Below are 20,193 nucleotides of genomic sequence, written 5' to 3'. Positions count from 1 at the left end.
AGAAAGATTAGTCCGATCATTAGAGATGGTATACCTACCCAAAGACAAATTTTCAGGAGAGAGATGATAAAATTTTCGTCGGTCGTTAATGTTAAGGACATACTTAAACAAACTAACCCAATAAGTAAAAGTAGACTAACAATGACCCAGTCTATCCACTTCATATCTGTTCTCCCCTCTCCTTTTTCAAAAATTCGTTAGGAAAAGAAAGGGTAAATTGGGTTCCTTCGTTTTCCTTACTAGTTACTTCTATTGTACCACCGTGTAATTTGACTAACATTTTAACGATGGCTAACCCCAATCCTGTCCCTCCAAATTCCCTTGAACGAGATTTTTCAACACGGTAAAACCGTTCAAAAATAAATGGAACTTCGTCGGCAGGAATACCGGTTCCGGTATCCTTAACAATAACGAAAACTTGATTTTCACCTTGTTTGAACTCACACGTTACCTGTCCGTTAGTCGTATGCCTAAACGCATTATCCAATAAATTGGTAAGAATTTGTTCAATACGTTTCCCATCTCCATAAAACAAGGAAATGTTTTCATCTACTTTAAATATAAATGATAGCCCTTTCTCTTTTGCTTTTAATAAATATTTCATATCGAGATTATCGGCAAGTTCTGTTAAATCGATCCACTCCTTCTTTATTTCAAACTTCCCTTCTTCCATCTTAGATAAATCAAATAGTTCTGATATAAGAGAATTTAATCGAGTTGCTTCATGTTCAAGGATTGATAAATACTGTTCTTTTTCTTCCTCCGTCTGATACAGCTTTTCTTTCAAGACTTCCGAATAACCCATTAAATATGAAACCGGTGTCTTTAATTCATGAGAAATACTAGCAAAGAATTCACTTCTTGTATCATGGTGTCTCTTTAGTTCCTGAGTTAGGTTGTTAATGCCAACAGCTAGAGAACCGATTTCATCTTTTGATCGTACAATCACTTTTGTATTTAAATCCCCTTTGGCAATCTTTTTCGTTGCAGCCTGCATTTCAAGTAAAGGTGACGAGAGCTTTCTTGAAGCAATAAATGTAAATCCAAGAGCTAGAAAGAAACCTCCAACACCAGCTAGAAGAAACAACTGTCTTACCTTAGACATCGAATCATACATATCATTAAGTGGAAATAACATGAACAGACTACCTTTGAATTGATCAGCATTTATCGGATGACCATACAAAAGATAAGGATTGTCAGTGAGCGGTTCTACGTATTCGTAGAAAACAGGCCTTCCTTCAAAAAGGTTTTGCAAGTCGAACTCTTTAATGTTTATTTCCAGATCATCCGTACCTGTAAACATGATCATATCTCCATCTTTGTCTAGTAAGAAGATTATTTTTTGTGTAATATTTCCTGCCATTTCGACCATTGGCGTTGACATTAACATTTGATTATTCGCTATCATCTGTGCATAATTTGACGTTAATTGACGAGCTTCCTCTTTTGCCTTATTGTAATAATAATTACAAAAAACCTGATCAATGACATAAACAAAAGGTGCGAAAACTAATAAAAAAACGGTAATCATCGTCAGCCCTAATTTTACATCAATTCGATTCAATCTCATGTGTCTATTTCCTTCAACTTATAGCCAACACCCCAAACCGTTTCGATGATAGTAAAACTCAGCCCTTCTTTCTTTAATTTTAAACGAATACTTTTTATGTGAGAATCAACCGTTCTTTCATCTCCGAGAAAATCCACTCCCCAAATTTTCAAAAGTAACTGGTCTCGGTTAAACACTTGCTTAGGATTTAATAGTAAAAATTTTAATAACTCAAATTCTTTAGGGGTTAAATGAACGGGATTGTCTTGAACAAAAACTTTATGATCATCCACATCCATTTTCAGCTCGTGGAAGTGGAGTTGTTTTGTTTGCGTTGTTTGATTTATTACGGATCTTCTTAATAATGCATTCACCCGCGCAATAAGTTCTTCTGGTTTGAACGGTTTTGTTAAATAATCATCCGCACCAATATCGAGTCCTTTCACCTTGTCTGTGGTATCCGTCCTAGCTGTTAACATTAAAATAGGTATAGACAAATTTTCTTTTCGAATTTCTTCACACACTTCCCACCCATCCATCTCTGGCATCATAACATCCAAAATAACAAGTTGAAATGAATGACATTTCATTTCTTTAAGTGCTTCTTTCCCATTAATAGCTTCCACTATGTGAAAACCTTGCTTGGATAAATGAATTAGGATTAAATTTCTCATATTCCATTCGTCATCAACAATTAGAATTTTAGTATTCATGTTTTTGCCTCTTCTCTTATAAAAGAATATAATCTTATACTCACAAATCTACTTGAAAAGAAGAAAATGGAGGTACTCAATTAAAAGTCTCCTCCACTGATTGATCTTACGATAAAATTCTTTCAACAATATCAGGTTCTTTTTTCCCGTTTACCAAAGGGATCTTCCGGTTTGTTAATCCATAGTTTAAAAACTTCTGGATTTCTTTTGATATTAGCATAAGAGTGAATCATCATCGCAATTATTAGTAAGAATATAAGTATGATCGGAACAAAAATTGATAATTCCTTCAAACCTAATCCCCTCCGTTATGGTGACCTTTTTAAAGTATCAATTTCTTTCATCAATTTTTGATTTTGCTCCATTAAGTGATTCATGTCTTTTTGTAAATCATTTGCATTCGGTTCACTCTTATTATTGTTATTTCCATCAGACATTCTTTTCATAAAGAAAAATAACATCACTAACATTAAAGGACATAATAATAGTGGAAGATAGTAAGTTAAATTTTCCATAGACAATACCTCCTTATTTTTAAACTACTTATATTGTAAAGGGTAAATGTGTTGAAATTTTGAAGAAAAAACCTCAAATAAACTTTTCTTTTAGGTTAAGATCATGGTTTAAAAAATGCACATACTTTCTTAAATCCCCCAATAAGTTATCGTATCTAAAATCCCAAGGATGATCAGAAAAAAACCTGCAACTCGCTGGATCCATTTTCCGATGTTTCTTCCTTTTTTCAAAAGTGTCCCGTTTAATCCAAAAGTCCAGATGAGATACATCGTAATGAACAAAGGAATCGATGTACCAAACGAAAACACAGTTGGTAAAATAAATCCGTATGAAGTAGAAAGGGTTAGCGGCATTAGCAAAAAGAAAAAGATTGAGAACATGGTTGGACAGAACCCTAATGAAAAACTACTTCCTAAAAGAAATGCCCCCCATTTGCCTCTTCTTTTATCACCAGCTTCTTTTTGTTTTAGACCGATAGACCATTTCCATGTGATGAGTCCAACTAAATAAAGACCGATTACGATAAAAATGGGCCCAAGTATTTTACGTATCCATGGAAGATAACCAATTAGTTCTTGTTGAAATTCAGAACCTAATATCCACACTAGTAATCCTAACCCCGAAAAAACAACGACTTTCCCAAGTTGAAAGAATATGACTTCTGACCATGGAATAGCTTTTTGGATAGACCGATTCCCATAGAGTGTAATGGCTCCTACATTTCCGGTAAATTGACACGGAGCAGCGGCTGCTAGAATTCCTATAACAAGTGCTGCTAATATCGGAATATGTTCAAAACCATACGTTAGTTGAATCAAAGGATCATATAATAATCTGCTAATAGAATTAAATACATCATACATATTACGAACCTCGCTTTATAGTAAACAACAATTTCATGAAGCTTCCTTAATAGAATTTTCACTTTTTCACTTAATTACTGCCGTAAGAATTGATAAAAATGATTCAATATTTTGCAATTGTAACGAAGAATTGTGATGAAACTATGAAGAAAAAATTTTAAAAATGCGAAATTTATATAGATTTTTTTCGACAAGCACCGAGAAAAAATTCTTTCATGTGACAATGAAAATTGTATAGTAAGCAAGAAGAACCTCGAAGAAAGGATTATCGTCGAGGTGTTATTTATTAGAGGTTCTATTAAAGGTATAGAAATAGCTTCTCAAGAACTGTCAGACAAATTCTCTAGTAAGAAAACGGGAACCATTGTAAAGCCTGCTTTTGCGCTGGCAGCCGAATTTAGGGGGCCATATATATTAACAATTTAACAATGCAAAAGCCTTAAAAAGTTTACCTACAACTTCTTAAGGCTATTCCTCTAGTTTATAGAAATTCCATTAGGGTATTCCCCTACATCTAATCGTTTAACTTCTTCTAACTTTTTTAAATCAACAACGGAAACCGTATCTTCAAACATATTTGTTACAAAGGCATATTTGCTATCCTTAGAAATAACGATACCATGTGCCCCTTTTCCTAAGGAAAGCTCCTTTTCAACTTCTAATGTATCAAGTCCTATAATAGAGATCGTATCTGATGGGTTCTCTTCACTTCCTTGATTTGCAACAATGACATATTGATTATTGTAACTAGCAAACATTTGTACCGGACCTACTCCAACATTAATGTGTTTGATTACTTCTTGTGATGAAGTATCAATAACAGCTAGTTGGTTATCAACATGCAATCCAACAAAGGCATACTTTCCGTCATGGGAAAATCCAGTTTGAACAGCACCCTCTCCTACATGTACTCGATTAACTTCTTCATTCAATTGTAAGTCAATAATGCTAACATCAGCACTTTGCATATTCGCTATATAAGCATATTGCTGATCGGGTGATATCCTTACTCCATGCGGATATTCTCCCACTTCTACATTAACAACTTCATCTGTCTTTCTATTAATAACCGTGACAGAATTATCACCTGAATTAGTTACGACAACGATCTCACCATTCTCTGTGGCCGTTACATGAGCAGGGTGGCTCCCTACCTGATGTTCTTCGACTTTTTCTAGTGTGTTTATATCATATGCTACAACCTTTTCTTGTTTTACCTTATCTTCTTCTTCGTTACCATCATTTTCATGGCTATGACTATGTTCCTCATCTTCATTATCGCCATGTGGCGGATTAATGGTTACCCAAATTAATTGAGACTCAACATTGACTTCTAGATTATGTGCTTCCCCATCAAGGTAAACAAGCTCTTGCCTTTCTTCTGGATAGTAAATGACAGACATAGTCCCATCCTTTTCATTTCCGACTACAACATTGTACTCTTCTTCGAAATCATTATCCCCTTCGTCCACTTCTTTTACTGTTTCTTCCATATCATCGTTTAACTTGTTTTCTGCATTAGCATTTTCTTCGTTAGTCATCATGCTTTCAGCGTTCTGTCCACAAGCAGCAAGCAAAAGTAAAAACGTCAAAATCATAAGTATGAAGCAAATTTTTCTTTTCATCTATTTCCCTCCTAGATCTTTATAAATGTAAGTATAAAAGGAGGGGGTTTAGGACAAATGTGATTCCAATCACAAAAGCAAATAATAAGTATTTTTTGTTCAATATATTACCCTGCTTTCTTCATAGTTTCTATATAATTATCTGTAATAAAAAAGTCGTTATCTGTATTACATCGTTTGAAATTAGAGAAGTTCAAACAATACAGTAAACATATTCAAAAACCTCCTCATCTGATTTATTCCTAGCTATCTATGAGTGATTGCTGCTTTTTCAAAGTTGTGTTCATATTTAACTTCGATTCAAAAAAGAAACCAAATATTGTACATGGAGACAATTATTAATTCATTGCTGATTATTATTTTTAATTCTATCCAATCACTAGATTGTTTAGTATTTGTTTAATATTTACATTAGCCTTTGTAGAATTAAAAGCAAAAATAAAAAGACAAGAATTTTTGAGATTCAAGTCTCTGATAGGTGTGATTTGATATTTCATGCTTTTACTTTTACTTTTCCTTTACTTCTATCCAGAAAGGAAAAGCAATTATTTGATCTGCAAATTTAAACTCAACCCATAGTATTAGGATGCACACGAATAAATTGCTTTACTTCATCATCAATAATTACTACATGTCCAAGAGCCCCTCGTTAAGGTTCAGGTTTCTCACCTTTGAAATCGAAATGAAATGTAACATCTTCTCCGATTGAGTCATTTCAACTTGCTTCCCATTAATCTCCTTTATCTTTTTTTGTTAGGAATTAGATTCATATTAGTATGTTAAAGTATATTGCCCTTTATTGCATTCGGTTCAATTAGATAATGTTTCCCTTTCGAATTTATATCAACAAAAGCCTTATATGATGTAAGATCACGAAGAGGAAGCGTTACTTCATACGTATACAAATCAATTTGTTCAGGATGTAAATGATAAAACTCTTGCAAATCATCACTAACTACGATCAGGTGCATATATTTCTCATGTGTTGGTAAAAACTCTGGTGAATTTCCTTCCCGATCTTCTAAATGAATTTTCAAAATAGAATCTTGATACGTAATGGTTGTGATGATATCGTTTTCGTCTGCACCCCTGTACATATGATATTGCAATTCATGATGCTAATGATGTTGTTCCATTTGATTATTCGCCTATCTCTGGGGATGACTTTTTTTTCTGAAAAATACTTCTTGTTCCCAACCACTAAACGGATGAGAGCGGTTTTTCGTAGGTCCCGGTTGAACTCTTGGTGCGTGTCTCGGCTTATCATCTTGTGTCGCTGCCTTTTGTAATAATTGTTCAAGCGGCTGCCACTTTTTGAGTAATAGAACAACCAAGAATAACGCTACCCCTGTTGCTGCATACACGACCCACGGCAAATAACTAACTTCTGTTCCGATTTGAAGTAATTGACCACCAATAAAGTTTCCACCAGCTTCACCTAAGCCTGACATCACATTCGCCAATCCAAAGAAGAGACCGATCAATCCAGCTGTCGATAACTGTGAAATTGTACTATCAATAGTTGGTAAGATAAGCATTTCACCTAAAACAAAGATGGCACCACTTAACACAAGGTGAAAAAACGATGTAGCAAAGTAAAGAGAACCGACTCCAAACCCGATAAATAACATCCCGAATGCAAGTGCGGTTAACGGATGTAACCTCTGAATAACTTTTCCTGTCATCACGTTTTGAGCCAAAATGACAATCCCACTATTGATCGTCCAAATTAGGGCCACATTACTTGGATCGGGCAAGACCTCCGTTGCCCGTATTGGAAGGGTCAAAGCCAACTGAGCATATAAAGCCCAAATAATAACACTAACTACACCAAACACAATAAAAGGTTTATTCTTAAACACTTCCTTATATGCACCCGATGGGATAACAGGACAATTTGCATCTCCACAATTTTTCGGAAGGAAAAACCAACTCTTTAATGCGAGTGCCACATAAATAATCCCCGCAATCCAAAAAATCAACTTAGAGGATCCTGTCACAACAAAGAAGATAATAAGTCCAGCTGCTGCTGTTCCGATATTAGCGGCAATCCCACGCATCGAAAAGGCTGTCGTTTGCGTTTCTTCTGATGCCAATGCCGCAATGGCCGCCTTGGTTGATGGAGCGTTCAATCCATTGCCAAGACCTGTAATCAGTGAGGCTACAAGTAACAATCCAAATACATTAAAGAGCCCAAAACCGATTAATCCAGCTGCACCAATCATCGCTCCTAATCCAATAATGAACCTTCTTCCAATACGATCTGCCAAAAATCCTCCGAGTAAACTCCCAAATTGAAATGATATGGCATTCGTTGCCAATACCATTCCTACTTGCGCTAGAGATAATGCTGCATCTATTTTTAACATAATCGGTAACATAGGAATCACTAAGTATGTTCCTAGATGTGAAAGCAAGACTCCTAATAATAAAATCAGCATGGCACGGTCTAATTTTTTAATGTCTTGTATAATCATTTGATCCCTTCTTTAACAGGTATTGAACAAAAACAGGCAACCTTGATCACCTGCTTTTGCTCGATTTAAAGCTCCCATTTTACGGCATTCTTCTGCACACTTGCGGCAGTAAGTAGCACATTCCTGGCAATGAGCGTCTTGGAACTTCTCACAGTCAGTAGCACAGGCTTCGCAGATCATAGCACACATTTCACAAAATTGTTTTGCAAACATACTCCCACGAGACATCCATTGAGATGCCATTGAACAAATATCTGCGCAGTCTCTTAACATACTGATACAGTGAGTTCTAGCTTGTACATCAGGCTCTTTTAGACATGATGACAAACATTCTTCGCATGCTTGCATACATTTGTTGCAAGCATCAATACAGGCCTGATGTTGTTGTATAGTTGAATCAATCAAATTGGTCATTTTACATCTCCTCCCTTCTTTCTTATTATTTAATAGACCACTCTACACAAATCTAGTAAATATTACCAAGTCACACAAGGCAGAAGTATTATAGGAAATTTGTTCAAAATTTTAATTATTATCATGACACCAAAACGTAAATAAGCCCCCTTGAGAAGGGAGCTTAGAAAAAAAATATTAGTATTTACTTTAATTAAAATTTACTCTTCGTATCTTACTCAAATCCTAAGTATTCTTCTAACGTTAACCCCTGTTCATAAATTACTTTGGCTGGCTCTTTGCCTACAAACCGAAGATGCCATGGCTCGTATTGATAACCTGTAATTTTTTCTTTATCTTTTGGATAACGTATTATAAAACCAAACTGCGCAGCATTTTCCTTAATCCATTGCCCCTCAGGCGTATCTTCAAATGAGGTAACTAATTGAAAGTTCACTTCCGGACTAGTAACATCCATTGCTAGACCAGTTTGGTGCTCACTATGTCCAGCATTCGCACTTACTTGACTTGCCTTTTCTTCTCCGCTTCTCTCAACATAATATGCAAAAATACTCTCCTGTCGTTCGTAAGAGCGATACCCGGATTGAGCATAAAGATTTAAGTTATCATCATTGGCTTTTTCAAATAAGTCTTCAAGTGCTTCCGCTGCTTCTTGGCGCATTAACCGTTGAGGCAGATCCTCTATAAATGGAAAAGGTACATTGGGCTCAACTAAATCCGAAGGTACATAGTCTTTTGGTAAATTTCGCTCTTTATTTACCAATAAAAGAACATCATCTAATTGCTCTTCCGTGTAAGATTCCCATGGTTTATCTTTAGCAAGATCTTCTTGGGATTGTTCGCCTTTATCGATACTATTTTTTATTGGAGCACTATCTATATCACCGTTCTTATTCTTCATTTTTCCGTCGTCTGTTGATAAGTAGTCACTTAATAACATTTCTTTATTTTCTTCTTTTGTAGAATTTGTTAATAGTGAATTTTCTTTATAAATTACAATTAAGATTACAAATACGACTGCTAGTGCAGCAATGTAAAAATACCTCATTTAATAAAATACCTATCCTTTCTGTGTTATTACTGCAATTACAACTTAGCGAGATTTCAGGTCTTAAGCTTTATTAGTAAGTGACTCATTATACAGAAGTGGGTTGCTTCCTTTTTTTCCAAACAACAAAAATTAAATAAATCGCTGCAATGCTAAGGATCATTTTTCCTTGCCACTCAAATTGAGTAATCTGATAAACCGAATACGCTTCAATCAAAAGCGCAGGTATTTTACCTATTGAGCTTGCAATAGCAAAAGTGATAAATGAAACACTCCCAATGGCTCCAGCAAGAGTAACCAGACCTGAAGGAACAAAAGGAAGAAGGCGAAGGGATAAAATTAAATAAAAGGCATCTTTTCCTTTTAAATGTACTAACCGTTTTAATTTCGGGTACTTGTCCAATGGCTTCTGAGAAAATTGTTTAAACCCTTTTCGATACAAATAAAATGCTATGATGGCTCCGAGCGACTCTCCAACAAAAGAAATAAATGTCCCCATCCAGAACCCGAAAAAGATAAGATTCGCTGCAGTCACAAAGAAACTTGGAATAACTCCTAATACTGCAACAATAATACTAATTCCAATACTAATTAAGATTGCAAAGTGTTCATACTCTTGAAAGTAATATATAAGCCGATCTTCCATTTTCCCCTCCTCTATTTGTCTTCATAATGATCTTGTATTTTTATGAGATCTCCATAGACCCTGACGCTTAATTTTTCTTGTATTGTTACTCTGATCAAGAACTATCATTCTATCGTTCATTTATGTAGAAAATATGAAGTTTTCAAATTTTGGTTATTATCACTAAAGTAACTTTGCATACCTTTTATAAAATCCAAAAGACTCCTACAAATTGATAGGAGTCAATGCCATTATTCTTTCATGCGTCATATGCTTTCTTCAATTACCTTCATTTTATATTAACCTTTTCAACAATGATTTCTCTATAAAGTGAGCATTTTTCTTATGATGACTTTGACTTTTTTAGTTCCTCTAAAGATGCCGTCAACTTTTTATTTTCTTCCATTAATTTACTCATTTGTTTATGTGCTCGCTGCCAATCTTCAGATGAGTTAATTACATTCTCATTCTTATTTTTTTGCGTCCTATTAGGGGTACTCTGCTTAGTCATCTTGACGGCTTTCCAACAGAAGAACAGACAAACGATTTTAATCGCAATAAATACTATTAAAAATATGTTCAATTATTTCAACTCCTTTCGTAATCCGTCAATTTCTTTCAATAGTTTTTGATTATCCTTTTCCATTTTCTCCATTTGTGAATACATTTTTTGTAACTCGATCGATTCAGAAACTGAATCTTCGTTGTTTACTGGACTACCAGTTATGTTTTTTTTAGGCGAACAACAGGTAGAACTTCCACCATGCTTGCCCATGCCTTTAACACAAGTCAGGCTTAAGAGCACAAGAACACCAAGTAAAAGGAATGTAACTAAATCCATTTCGCAAAACCCCTTTCAGCAATTCGGTTCCCTACAGAGCTTTAAGGACCTCTCATAAAAAATGTAACAAAAGAATTTGATGGAAATATGAAGTAGTACAAAAGATTAGAATACTTTCTTTGGAAAATTTATTTTTGAGCCGATTTTCATTTATGAAAAAAGGGCTTACTCTGCTCGCTGGTTGTTAAGTCCATCTATTTTTGATAACAATATATCAAGAATTGTTTAATCTAATGGTGAAGACCGTTCCTACATTAACCATACTTTTGATTTGTATTGTTCCACCATGCAGTTCAATTATTTGCTTAGTAATGGCTAACCCTAATCCGCTACCACCGTATTTCGTGGAACGCGATTTGTCTACTCGATAAAAACGGTCCCATATATAGGGAAGATCCTTTGCTGGAATTCCTTCGCCATCGTCTTCAATTTCAATTATTATTTCTTTGTTTCTCTTCTCTAGTCTAACTTGTATTTTCCCATTTAGGTTTGTGTGTCTTATACTATTATTCAAAAGATTAAGTAAGACTCGTTCAAACTGATCTGGGTCAATGTTAGCAAGAAGAGTTGGGTAGGCGTATGAAAAGAGTATGTCTATTTTCTTATCATCAGTAGCTAATGTTACTTTCTTTTTAACTTCTTGAATGAAATCTACAAGATCGATTTCCTGAATATTCAACGGGATTTTCCCTTCCTCTAACTTCATTAATTGAAACAGGTCCTTTACTAAACTTTCCATTCGTACAGCTTCTTGGTGAATAATTGTTGCCTGCTCATGAACAAGGTCTGCTTCAACCTTCTGATCTTTTAACAATGCAGCATAGCCTTTAATATATGTTAGTGGTGTTCGGATGTCATGGGAGACGTTGGTTAGAAATTGTTGTCTTGTATCTTTATATTCTTTAAGTTGTCTTGCCATAGTAGAAATATGTCTTAATAAATCAGCTATTTCATCATTTCCTCTACTAGAAAGTTGGACATCAAAGTTCCCTTTTGCTATTTGCTTTGTCAAATCCCGTGCGTTCTTAAGTGGAAGCGTAATCTTTTTTGACAAGAAAATTGTTAACATACCTGAAAATAATAGTGTAATCAATCCCATTGACATTGTAATACCTAAAAGAGTTAATCTAGCTTTTTCAAAGCTACCAGTATCTTGGTCAATAAATAGATACCCTCCCAACTCTCCGTTGATTTCAAACGGTTCGTATGACCAGATATGGGGAATATGTTCAGTCATGGTGTTAACAAGTTCTGTTTTTTCATTCGAGCGTTCAGAAAGGCTAACAATCCAACTTTGATATCGATCAATCATTTCCTTTGAAACTTGTTGAGTACTATTTTGAACATTGAAATTCGCATCAAACACAATAAATGAATTATCTTGATTTCTTTTTTCCATAATCATCACATGTTCTAGCGTTTCTGGCACCGTATGCAGTTCTACTACTTCGCGGTGTGCGTCAAGTCTATGCTCAATTTCCACCTGCAGTTGATTTTTGTAAAATGATTTCGAAAGGGTGTAAAAAGAGAAACCCATCATGACTATAATCAATACCACGGACAAAAGTACAAGCAAGCTCACTTTAGTCGACAATTTCATATACTCAATCCCTCACATTGAGGAACTTTATAACCAATCCCCCATACTGTCTCCACGACAGTGTTGTCAAGCCCGGCTTTTTTTAATTTGTCACGGATGTTTTTAATATGGGTATCAATATTTCGGAAATCACGATCATCTGCCTCATCCCATACAAGGTAAAAGAGTTGTTCCCTTGTATAAGCACGTCCAGGGTTGGATAGAAGGGTACTAAAAAGCTGATACTCTTTTTTCGTCAGTGGAATCCCATTCTGATTGTAGGAAACCATTTGCTGTGACTGATCTATGGTAATTCCAAAAATCCCCTTCCTTTTTTCTACCAGTTGTAAAGGTTCTACACGTCGAAGTACAGAATTAACTCTGGCCACTAGTTCTTTCGGTTCAAACGGCTTCGTAATATAATCAGATGCCCCAAGGTTTAACCCCTCTACCACCTGATCTGTTTCACCAATAGCTGAAATAATAATAGTAGGGACTAATAATTCTTTCTCCGTTAATTCCTTCAATACTTGAAAGCCATTCATTTCTGGCATCATGATATCAAGTAACATTAAATCAAACTGTTGCTCTTTTATTAATTCAAGTGCTTCTTTTCCAGAACCCGCTGTCGTTAACTCAAATTCACTAGAACCAATACATACACAGAGCAATGATTGCATTTGTTTTTCATCATCAACTATAAGTATTTTTTTCATTGATCTCACCTCATACTTAATCTATTTCTTAAACATATTACCTTCGACATAGATTTTTAATATTAACAATCCAATGTCATATTAACTTAAAAGTATGTAAAAACAATGAACTTCTTATCAGAAAAGATTCATTTTTATTCTATATCCACTTTGCTATGAACTAATCTCTTGTCCCTTTTACTATTATAAATAAAAAGTTCCGCTTAAATTAATAGAGTTTTATAGAATTTGATTCTTCTAATATTTAACTTATCATCATATCTATTAACGAGTGAAAGGAGAGGTCGCTATTGAAATCTAGCAAAACTCATAGTGCTGCAACCATTCAAAATATGATAACTATGTTGATTTTAAGTATGATTTCCATCTTTATAATTATTGGAGCATTAACGACCTTTCAAACATCTCTAACAAGTGACGCATTAAAACGAACAACTTATGACATCTCCGTTGAATCACTCTTTTATTTTATGAGCATGGAGAATCAATATTTTTCGGAGGTTTTGCCAGCCGAAAGTCAAAATCCCTCAATAGGGAAATTTGCATTTGAATTTATAACTAATATAAATTTTGATGATCCTAGAACTTTTTTAGGAAGAGAACTTCCTGGGTTTTCTTTTTATGATGGAACGATTGTTGTTGCTGGAGAAGGATCCGATTTTACAAACATGCCTACTTCTGAATCAGCTCCCCCAATGGATGTGATACTTGCTGAAAGAGAGGCGGCTTCTGAGGGGTTACCAAATATAAACGAAGAAACTTCTGATGAACGTAATGATATGAGCGCCGAATCTCAATCAACAGAGAATAAAGTTGTTCATATTATCCATTCACATAGTCGGGAATCATTCCTTCCTGAATTAAAAAACGCATCTGAACCGGACGATGCTTGGCATGCAGATGTAAATGTCACTTTAGTAGGCGAGAGATTAGGAAAAGAATTAGAAAAGAGAGGTATCGGAACGGAGGTCGACAAAACTGATATTAGTGGTATGTTAAGCGAACTTGGATGGAGCTATCCTCAGTCCTATGAAGCGTCAAGAGATCTTATAAAAACAGCCATGGAAAACAATCAAGACTTAGAATTTTTCTTTGAAATCCATCGCGATGCATTACGCAGAGATATAACAACCGTTACAATTAACGGGATAGAATACGCACGAACTTATTTTGTTATTGGGAAAAATAACCCTAACTATGAGAAGAATCAAAAACTAGCTGAGGACTTGCACTATTTACTCGAAAAACAATATCCAGGGTTAAGTAGAGGGGTACTAGTTAAAGACGGAACCGGGATTAACGGTAGATATAATCAGGATCTTTCGGAAAACTCCATACTTATTGAAATGGGCGGTGTAGATAATACATTAGAGGAAAGTTACCGGACAACTGAGGCATTAGCAGAAATTATTAGTGAGTATTACTGGAACTCCGCTGAGCAGGTGAATAACTAATTTTACTTAGCATTATTTCTTAATAGTAATTACTCTAGTTCTACTTTGAATTTTGACAAACGTAATCTAATGAAAAATATTGAAATGACTTGACTTTTACATGTTATTGAAGGACCCCATAATTTTGGGACCTTCAATAACAATAATTGTATACCCTTTAAAAAGTACGCAAAAAACAAAAAGTAGAAGAGAATTTACTTAATTATAGTTTACATCGTCTTAAATAAAAATGATTAATTTTATGAGCCCCTGTCTCACCTCACGTACTTATCCCTTACCTCGTTAAAATTATTTATATCGACTTTCTCCCGATGTGTGAAGATACGAAATAGTAACCCTTGTACATATTTAATCTTTAACGTTAATAAACTAACAGTATGAACATGAAGGGAGAGAATAAATTGCTACAACCAGTTTTGCTCGGTATTGTTTTTATCCTTTTATTAACTTGGTTAATATGTCTTTCCTATCTATTTAAAAAGAAATTAAGCAATATGATAGGAATGGTTGTTTCAATGACTCTTGGAATGATTACCGGATTAAGTATAGGTACGTTCTCTGCAGTTTTATTTCCTGACTTGTTTTTTGAAATTACTGTTCTAAGCATGTTAATTGGCGGGTTCGTTGGTGTAATAGCAGGATTTCCTTACTCCTTGATCGCGATTATTGATGGACTCATTTCTGGAGTAATGGGGGGAATGATGGGAACGATGTTAGGTGTTATGATTTCCCCTGAACATTATAACCAACTTTTAAACATAATGAGTCTTTGGACTGTTGGGATTTTCTTTCTAATTTATTTACTTTTAGTTTATGAAATTAATAAGGAATCAAACAATAATTCATTGATTTCACACCCACTTCCATACTTTACTCTTGTTTGTTTGTTTATTTTTAGTTTTCACAATTTCACTTTTGAATTTAATAACAGCCCAGCCCATCATGCCAATCATGGAAATAATCAAGAAATAGTAGTAGGCGCGAATGAATATCAATTTGGTCCAGATCAAATTCAATTGTTACCCGGTGAGGAGGTATCACTAACATTAGTTAATAACGGAATAGAGGAACATGATTTTGAGATTAAAGGGTTGGATTTTCACCTCCATGCGATGCCTGGTACTTCTGAAAATATGTCAGTTGTTTTTCCGAAACCTGGTACGTATGAAGCCGTTTGTACCATACCTGGACATGAAGCAGCTGGAATGAAAGCTACTATAATCGTTACGGAATTATAAGACAAAGTTTCCCTACTTACTTTTCGCTCAGACTAAGTAGGGGAACTTTGTTATTTTAAAAAGGAAACGAACTTATTCTGTTGAAAGAGGTCCATCCCAAACAGCCATGCCACCTCCGAAGTTAGCTACTTTATCAAATCCTTTTTCCACAAGAAAATCGGCACTTTCAACTCCCATTCTACCTGTATGACAAATAAGAATAATTCGTTTTTCTTGATTTAATTCATTATAGCGGTCTTGAAACTCTTCATAGGGGATATTAATGGCTCCAGATATATGCCCCTCCTTATAGAGCTCCTCTTCTCGTAAATCTACTATTTCTACATATTCGTTACCAACTTCCATCAGAACTTCCTCTTGGTCAATATCATCCCATTTTTGACTTATCGGCTCCTCTTCTACGGTAGCTGTTTGGAATGGATTAATAACAATTGCAATTGAAATGATTATTACAACGATAAAACTTAAAGGTAAAAGATATTTTCTCATCATTTCTCGCTCCTTTTTCTAGTTCTATATTTTTTCTTGCTTATTTAAAAGATTAGAGAAAAGGATATGTATTAAAACTGTTAACATGTAAGCCCCTTAAGGCGGGACAAGCATTGTTAGAAAGCGTTTAACATACAACAATAATAGCCGAACATGTTGAATAAAGTTATTCAACATGTTCAATGAAAAAACTTAAAACTGTTTACTATGCTCCATAGTAGTATCAAATTCATAGACCTTTTCAATAAAGACTTGGTGCCAAAGCATGAAAGTCAGTACTGTCCATAATGGACGACTATAATCCCCTTTGCTCTTAAACATTGAACTTTCATGCAAATTGATTTTACGATGTTGTTCAAGCAACTGAAGAATCTCTTCTTTCTTAAATATATAGTCAGTCTGACTATCCATAATCAAATTCTTTGCCCAATCGTACAATTCATTTTGTAACCAATGTCTAATTGGAACCGGAAACCCTAGCTTAGCTCGATTGACAATATGCTCTGGTACAATGTGCTTCATAGCACTTCTAAGAGCAATTTTCGTTTGTGATTTATCTACCTTTAAAGTGGGATGAAGGTTAGCAGCCACTTTAAAGACTTCTTTATCTAAAAATGGAACACGGAGTTCTAATGAATGCGCCATTGTCATTCGATCAGCCTTCACTAAAATATCACCTCGTAACCATGTCTGAAGATCGATATATTGCATCTTCGTAATATCATCAAGGTGTTGAATTTGTTCATAAAATGGCGTAGTAATCTTTTCATAGTTATATTCTGATTGATACTGGCTTAACAACTTAAATTTATCGGCTTCCGAAAACATTTTTGCATTCCCAATGTAACGCTTTTCGATCGGTGTAAGCCCGCGTTCTATATAATTTCTGCCCTTTACTTTTTGTGGAACTCGATTAAGAATGAAATTCATCATTTTTTTACCACTATCCGGAAGTGAAGATAAAGGACGAAGTGACAAAGGCTCCTTATAGATTCGGTAGCCTCCAAAAAGTTCATCTGCACCCTCTCCAGATAAAACAACTTTTACATGTTTGGTAGCCTCCCTTGCTAGAAAGTAAAGAGGAATAGCTGCTGGATCAGCCACGGGATCATCTAAATGCCAAATGATTTTAGGAAGTTCCTCAATAAATTCGGTAACTGAAACTTGATAATAAGAATTTTCAACCTCCAAAGCTTCCACTGTTTGCTTTACAGGGTTTAGTTCATGATATCCTTCTTGCTCAAATCCAACAGTAAATGTCTTAATGTCAGGATTAATTTTTTTTGCTAATGTTACTATACAAGTGGAATCAATTCCTCCAGATAAAAAAGCTCCTAATGGAACATCACTTATCATATGACAATTTACAGACTCCTCTAACGTTCGTGCGATCTGTTTAGAACTTGCATCCAGATCACCTTGACTTGGTTTAAAGGTTGGCTCCCAATATTTTGTTTGGATTAAATTCTCTCCTTTCCTTTTGATGAAATAATGGCCAGGCTCGATTTTAAACGTATCAGTTGTCATCGTTAATGGCTCAGGCACATATTGAAAAGTTAAATAATGATGTAATGCTTCCTTATTTAAAGATCTTTTGTTTTCAAGTGCTACTAAACTTTTTTTCTCAGACGCGAAATATAGTTCATGCTCACTTTCACCATTCGTATAATACAATGGTTTGATACCAAAGGGGTCTCGTGCTCCGTACATCGTTTGCTCCTGCTTGTCCCAAATCAAAATAGCAAACATTCCTCTTAAGTCAGAAAAAGCTTCTTCTTTTTTATGACTAAAAAGAGCAAGAATCGTTTCTGAATCTGATGAAGTTTGAAACGTATAACCTATATTTTTCAAGGTTTTACGCAGTTCCTGATAGTTATAAATTTCACCATTAAATACCATCCAGTACCGCTCATTTTCAAATGAGATAGGTTGTTTTCCATTTTCCACATCAATGATACTTAGTCTTTTAAATCCAAAAACGATATGATCATCATTAAAGAAACCTGTGTCATCTGGTCCACGATGATGAATCAACTTAAGCATATTATTTATTTGATTTTTTTCTATATTTCCGATTTCATTTTGTTCATTTATATATCCAACAAAACCGCACATTTGACAACACCTCATATTTCTTCTTGTTTTAGATTAGATAATTACATTACCCTCAATGTATGTTTTTTTCATGAAGAACTCATGTAAAACAAAGGGAAATGAATTTTAATGTTCAACATCACAGTGCCACTCCCATTTTGAACCGCCATTTTTAAAGACATACCATCATAAAAACATGACCTCTACTTTATGGTCATGTTTAGGAGTACACATCGAATTTAATCAAACAGGTATATCATTCTTGTATTGTCCAGTTCTCCTTGCAACCAACACATGAAATACGAGAACACTCGTAATACTTAGACTTACAGTAAACATATAAATATTAGTTAAATAGGGATGAAGTCCTGAATATAACCACGGAAAAATCCCCAGTGAATAATCCAATATATCGTTTGTTAAAGTCCACAGTGCTACAATTAACAAATGTTTTAATTTGAAACGAAAGTATCGACTAAACAGGAGTGCTTGAACTGCCATTCCAATGTGAAAAACAATTAACATATAACTTGTCCAATGAAGGGTTCCTCCAGTAAAATTTGTTGCCACAATCATGACAACTGCCCATATTCCGTATTTAAACAAAGTAACAGCACCAAACGCTTCTATTAGCGGCCATTTTTTCCCTACTAAAAAGGACAGCAACGTAATGGTAAAAAATAAACTAGCAGTAGGACTATCTGGGACAAACGGCAAAAACCAAAGTTCCGTTTCGACTAATTGAGGCATATACCATATATATCCGTAGATCGTTCCCAATTGGTCATAAATAATAACCAAATAGTACGTTTCTTCCCAAGCCAGTTAATAAACCAGCTTCAAGTAAATCAATAGCTTTCCTTCTTTCTACATCCTATTTAAAATTAGCCTAACAAGCTTTGTGTTATAGAGTATTGCATTTAATTGTGTAGAAACTATGAAGAAGATTTATGAAATCTTTGAAAAAAAGATAATAGCTTTAATCTCTTATGACAACAAAATGAATGGCTCCTAACCTTCGTAAGGAGCCATTTATTTATATACCTTTACTTTTTTTAGCCTCTTTTACGGTAAACCAAAACCCTATTAAAGAGCTTAGCCAGACTAATGTAATAGTCATGATGAAAGGTACTTGTAACCAATTAGGCGCATCAGGATTGTGTATAAAAATAAAATAAGCCGTATGCAAAATTACCAAATGATACAAGACATGTACAGTTTGTTGGACGTATTTCCAAGATTTGAATCCCAATATTTTTTTACTTCTTGTATTTGATGTTAACATTAAGATAAGAACATATACCAACGCTACAATTCCCAATAAGTTACCTAAAGCAAATCCAGGATGTAAAACCCACTCACCTGCAATTGGACTAAAAACGAAAAAGAACTGGAATAATTCCCATTGAACCCAGCCATCAAGGATAATCAATACATGAACAATTGCAGTAACACCTGTCCATATCCCAAGTTCTCTTCTCCAAACCAGCCATTTCCTTACTGACTTGAATACTTTAGAAAGGGATCCTAGAAGTAAAATCACACTTAAGAATAGTAACGATACATCTGCAAATGCTCTGTTCCATGCATGCATTGGATCCCAGAGACCTCTGCTTTGAAAAAATAGATAAGCTAGTATAAGCGATAAACCCCCTACAACTATTTGTCTATAAGTACTATTTTTCATCGCACTCCTCCTTAATCTTCTGTTGGAGTATATCCTGCATGTTTGTAGAATGTATGAAGAATGATAGAAGAAAAAATTTTTACGAGCAATTTAAAGGGGTTGTCCCAAAAGTCCGAAACAGAGGTGGCAATGGCTCCGTTCGCTACGCGCCTTGAGAGGAGAAACCCACTCCTCTCAAGGCTTTTAAAAGATGTAGCGACTTCGCTCATTGCTTCGGGGGTGTCTCAAAAGGTCAAAAACAGACCTTTTGAGACACCCCCTT

The 20,193-nt window shown here is 34.9% G+C and carries 20 protein-coding genes; 2 read left to right on the top strand and 18 right to left on the bottom strand.

Annotated features, from left to right (window positions below):
* Positions 1-160 precede the first annotated feature (160 nt).
* The 14 genes from N0O92_RS09765 to N0O92_RS09700 form a co-directional block, all read right to left on the bottom strand.
* Positions 161-1,573 (bottom strand): sensor histidine kinase, encoded by a 1,413-nt coding sequence (locus N0O92_RS09765; RefSeq protein WP_250096207.1) that lies wholly within the window; start codon positions 1,571-1,573, stop codon positions 161-163.
* Positions 1,570-2,265 (bottom strand): response regulator transcription factor, encoded by a 696-nt coding sequence (locus tag N0O92_RS09760; protein WP_250096206.1) that lies wholly within the window; start codon positions 2,263-2,265, stop codon positions 1,570-1,572. The genes N0O92_RS09765 and N0O92_RS09760 overlap by 4 nt, the downstream gene beginning before the upstream one ends.
* Positions 2,266-2,573: 308 nt before the next feature.
* A complete protein-coding gene (locus tag N0O92_RS09755; protein WP_250096205.1) occupies positions 2,574-2,780 on the bottom strand; it encodes a hypothetical protein in 207 nt (68 codons plus the stop codon).
* A 129-nt stretch (positions 2,781-2,909) separates the two neighbouring features.
* Complete coding sequence (locus N0O92_RS09750; RefSeq protein WP_250096204.1) at positions 2,910-3,644, bottom strand: cytochrome c biogenesis CcdA family protein; 735 nt, start codon at positions 3,642-3,644, stop codon at positions 2,910-2,912.
* Positions 3,645-4,120: 476 nt separating this feature from the next.
* The gene (locus N0O92_RS09745) at positions 4,121-5,269 is read right to left on the bottom strand and encodes a YncE family protein (RefSeq protein WP_250096203.1); all 1,149 of its coding nucleotides are present in this window, start codon (positions 5,267-5,269) and stop codon (positions 4,121-4,123) included.
* A 779-nt stretch (positions 5,270-6,048) separates the two neighbouring features.
* Positions 6,049-6,366 (bottom strand): hypothetical protein, encoded by a 318-nt coding sequence (locus N0O92_RS09740; protein WP_250096202.1) that lies wholly within the window; start codon positions 6,364-6,366, stop codon positions 6,049-6,051.
* A 51-nt stretch (positions 6,367-6,417) separates the two neighbouring features.
* Entirely contained in the window at positions 6,418-7,746 is a 1,329-nt protein-coding gene (locus N0O92_RS09735; protein ID WP_250096201.1) for an MFS transporter, read from the bottom strand.
* Between the two features lie 12 nt (positions 7,747-7,758).
* Positions 7,759-8,160 (bottom strand): four-helix bundle copper-binding protein, encoded by a 402-nt coding sequence (locus N0O92_RS09730; protein WP_315614468.1) that lies wholly within the window; start codon positions 8,158-8,160, stop codon positions 7,759-7,761.
* 214 nt (positions 8,161-8,374) lie between these two features.
* Positions 8,375-9,208, bottom strand: a complete 834-nt coding sequence (locus N0O92_RS09725) for a M15 family metallopeptidase (protein ID WP_250096199.1) — start codon at positions 9,206-9,208, stop codon at positions 8,375-8,377.
* 88 nt (positions 9,209-9,296) lie between these two features.
* Positions 9,297-9,854 (bottom strand): TVP38/TMEM64 family protein, encoded by a 558-nt coding sequence (locus N0O92_RS09720; RefSeq protein WP_250096198.1) that lies wholly within the window; start codon positions 9,852-9,854, stop codon positions 9,297-9,299.
* A gap of 322 nt (positions 9,855-10,176) precedes the next feature.
* Positions 10,177-10,344: a hypothetical protein gene (locus N0O92_RS09715; protein ID WP_315614467.1), complete on the bottom strand. Its 168-nt coding sequence runs from the start codon at positions 10,342-10,344 to the stop codon at positions 10,177-10,179.
* A gap of 72 nt (positions 10,345-10,416) precedes the next feature.
* Positions 10,417-10,674, bottom strand: a complete 258-nt coding sequence (locus N0O92_RS09710) for a hypothetical protein (RefSeq protein ID WP_250096196.1) — start codon at positions 10,672-10,674, stop codon at positions 10,417-10,419.
* Between the two features lie 214 nt (positions 10,675-10,888).
* Positions 10,889-12,274: a sensor histidine kinase gene (locus N0O92_RS09705; RefSeq protein ID WP_250096195.1), complete on the bottom strand. Its 1,386-nt coding sequence runs from the start codon at positions 12,272-12,274 to the stop codon at positions 10,889-10,891.
* Positions 12,271-12,969 (bottom strand): response regulator transcription factor, encoded by a 699-nt coding sequence (locus N0O92_RS09700; protein WP_250096194.1) that lies wholly within the window; start codon positions 12,967-12,969, stop codon positions 12,271-12,273. Before N0O92_RS09700 ends, N0O92_RS09705 begins: the two co-directional genes overlap by 4 nt.
* Positions 12,970-13,259: 290 nt before the next feature.
* Between N0O92_RS09700 and spoIIP the strand changes: the two genes are divergently transcribed.
* Both spoIIP and N0O92_RS09690 read left to right on the top strand, forming a co-directional pair.
* Entirely contained in the window at positions 13,260-14,423 is a 1,164-nt protein-coding gene (spoIIP, locus tag N0O92_RS09695; protein WP_250096193.1) for a stage II sporulation protein P, read from the top strand.
* A 401-nt stretch (positions 14,424-14,824) separates the two neighbouring features.
* The gene (locus tag N0O92_RS09690; protein ID WP_250096192.1) at positions 14,825-15,661 is read left to right on the top strand and encodes a cupredoxin domain-containing protein; all 837 of its coding nucleotides are present in this window, start codon (positions 14,825-14,827) and stop codon (positions 15,659-15,661) included.
* A 72-nt stretch (positions 15,662-15,733) separates the two neighbouring features.
* On the opposite strand, the gene N0O92_RS09685 is transcribed toward N0O92_RS09690, so the two are convergent.
* The 4 genes from N0O92_RS09685 to N0O92_RS09670 all read right to left on the bottom strand — a co-directional run bounded on the left by N0O92_RS09685 (position 15,734) and on the right by N0O92_RS09670 (position 19,931).
* Positions 15,734-16,153, bottom strand: a complete 420-nt coding sequence (locus N0O92_RS09685; RefSeq protein WP_315614466.1) for a rhodanese-like domain-containing protein — start codon at positions 16,151-16,153, stop codon at positions 15,734-15,736.
* A 189-nt stretch (positions 16,154-16,342) separates the two neighbouring features.
* Entirely contained in the window at positions 16,343-18,265 is a 1,923-nt protein-coding gene (asnB, locus tag N0O92_RS09680; protein ID WP_250096190.1) for an asparagine synthase (glutamine-hydrolyzing), read from the bottom strand.
* A 222-nt stretch (positions 18,266-18,487) separates the two neighbouring features.
* The gene (locus N0O92_RS09675) at positions 18,488-19,045 is read right to left on the bottom strand and encodes a DUF1405 domain-containing protein (protein WP_250096189.1); all 558 of its coding nucleotides are present in this window, start codon (positions 19,043-19,045) and stop codon (positions 18,488-18,490) included.
* Between the two features lie 235 nt (positions 19,046-19,280).
* The gene (locus tag N0O92_RS09670; RefSeq protein WP_250095582.1) at positions 19,281-19,931 is read right to left on the bottom strand and encodes a ferric reductase-like transmembrane domain-containing protein; all 651 of its coding nucleotides are present in this window, start codon (positions 19,929-19,931) and stop codon (positions 19,281-19,283) included.
* Positions 19,932-20,193: the final 262 nt, after the last annotated feature.

It is taken from the genome of Alkalihalobacillus sp. MEB130 (assembly GCF_032335535.1).
Lineage (GTDB): Bacteria > Bacillota > Bacilli > Bacillales > Bacillaceae_D > Halalkalibacter.
The sequence above is the reverse complement of the archived record's forward strand: the minus strand, read 5'-3'. Positions and strand labels throughout refer to the sequence as shown.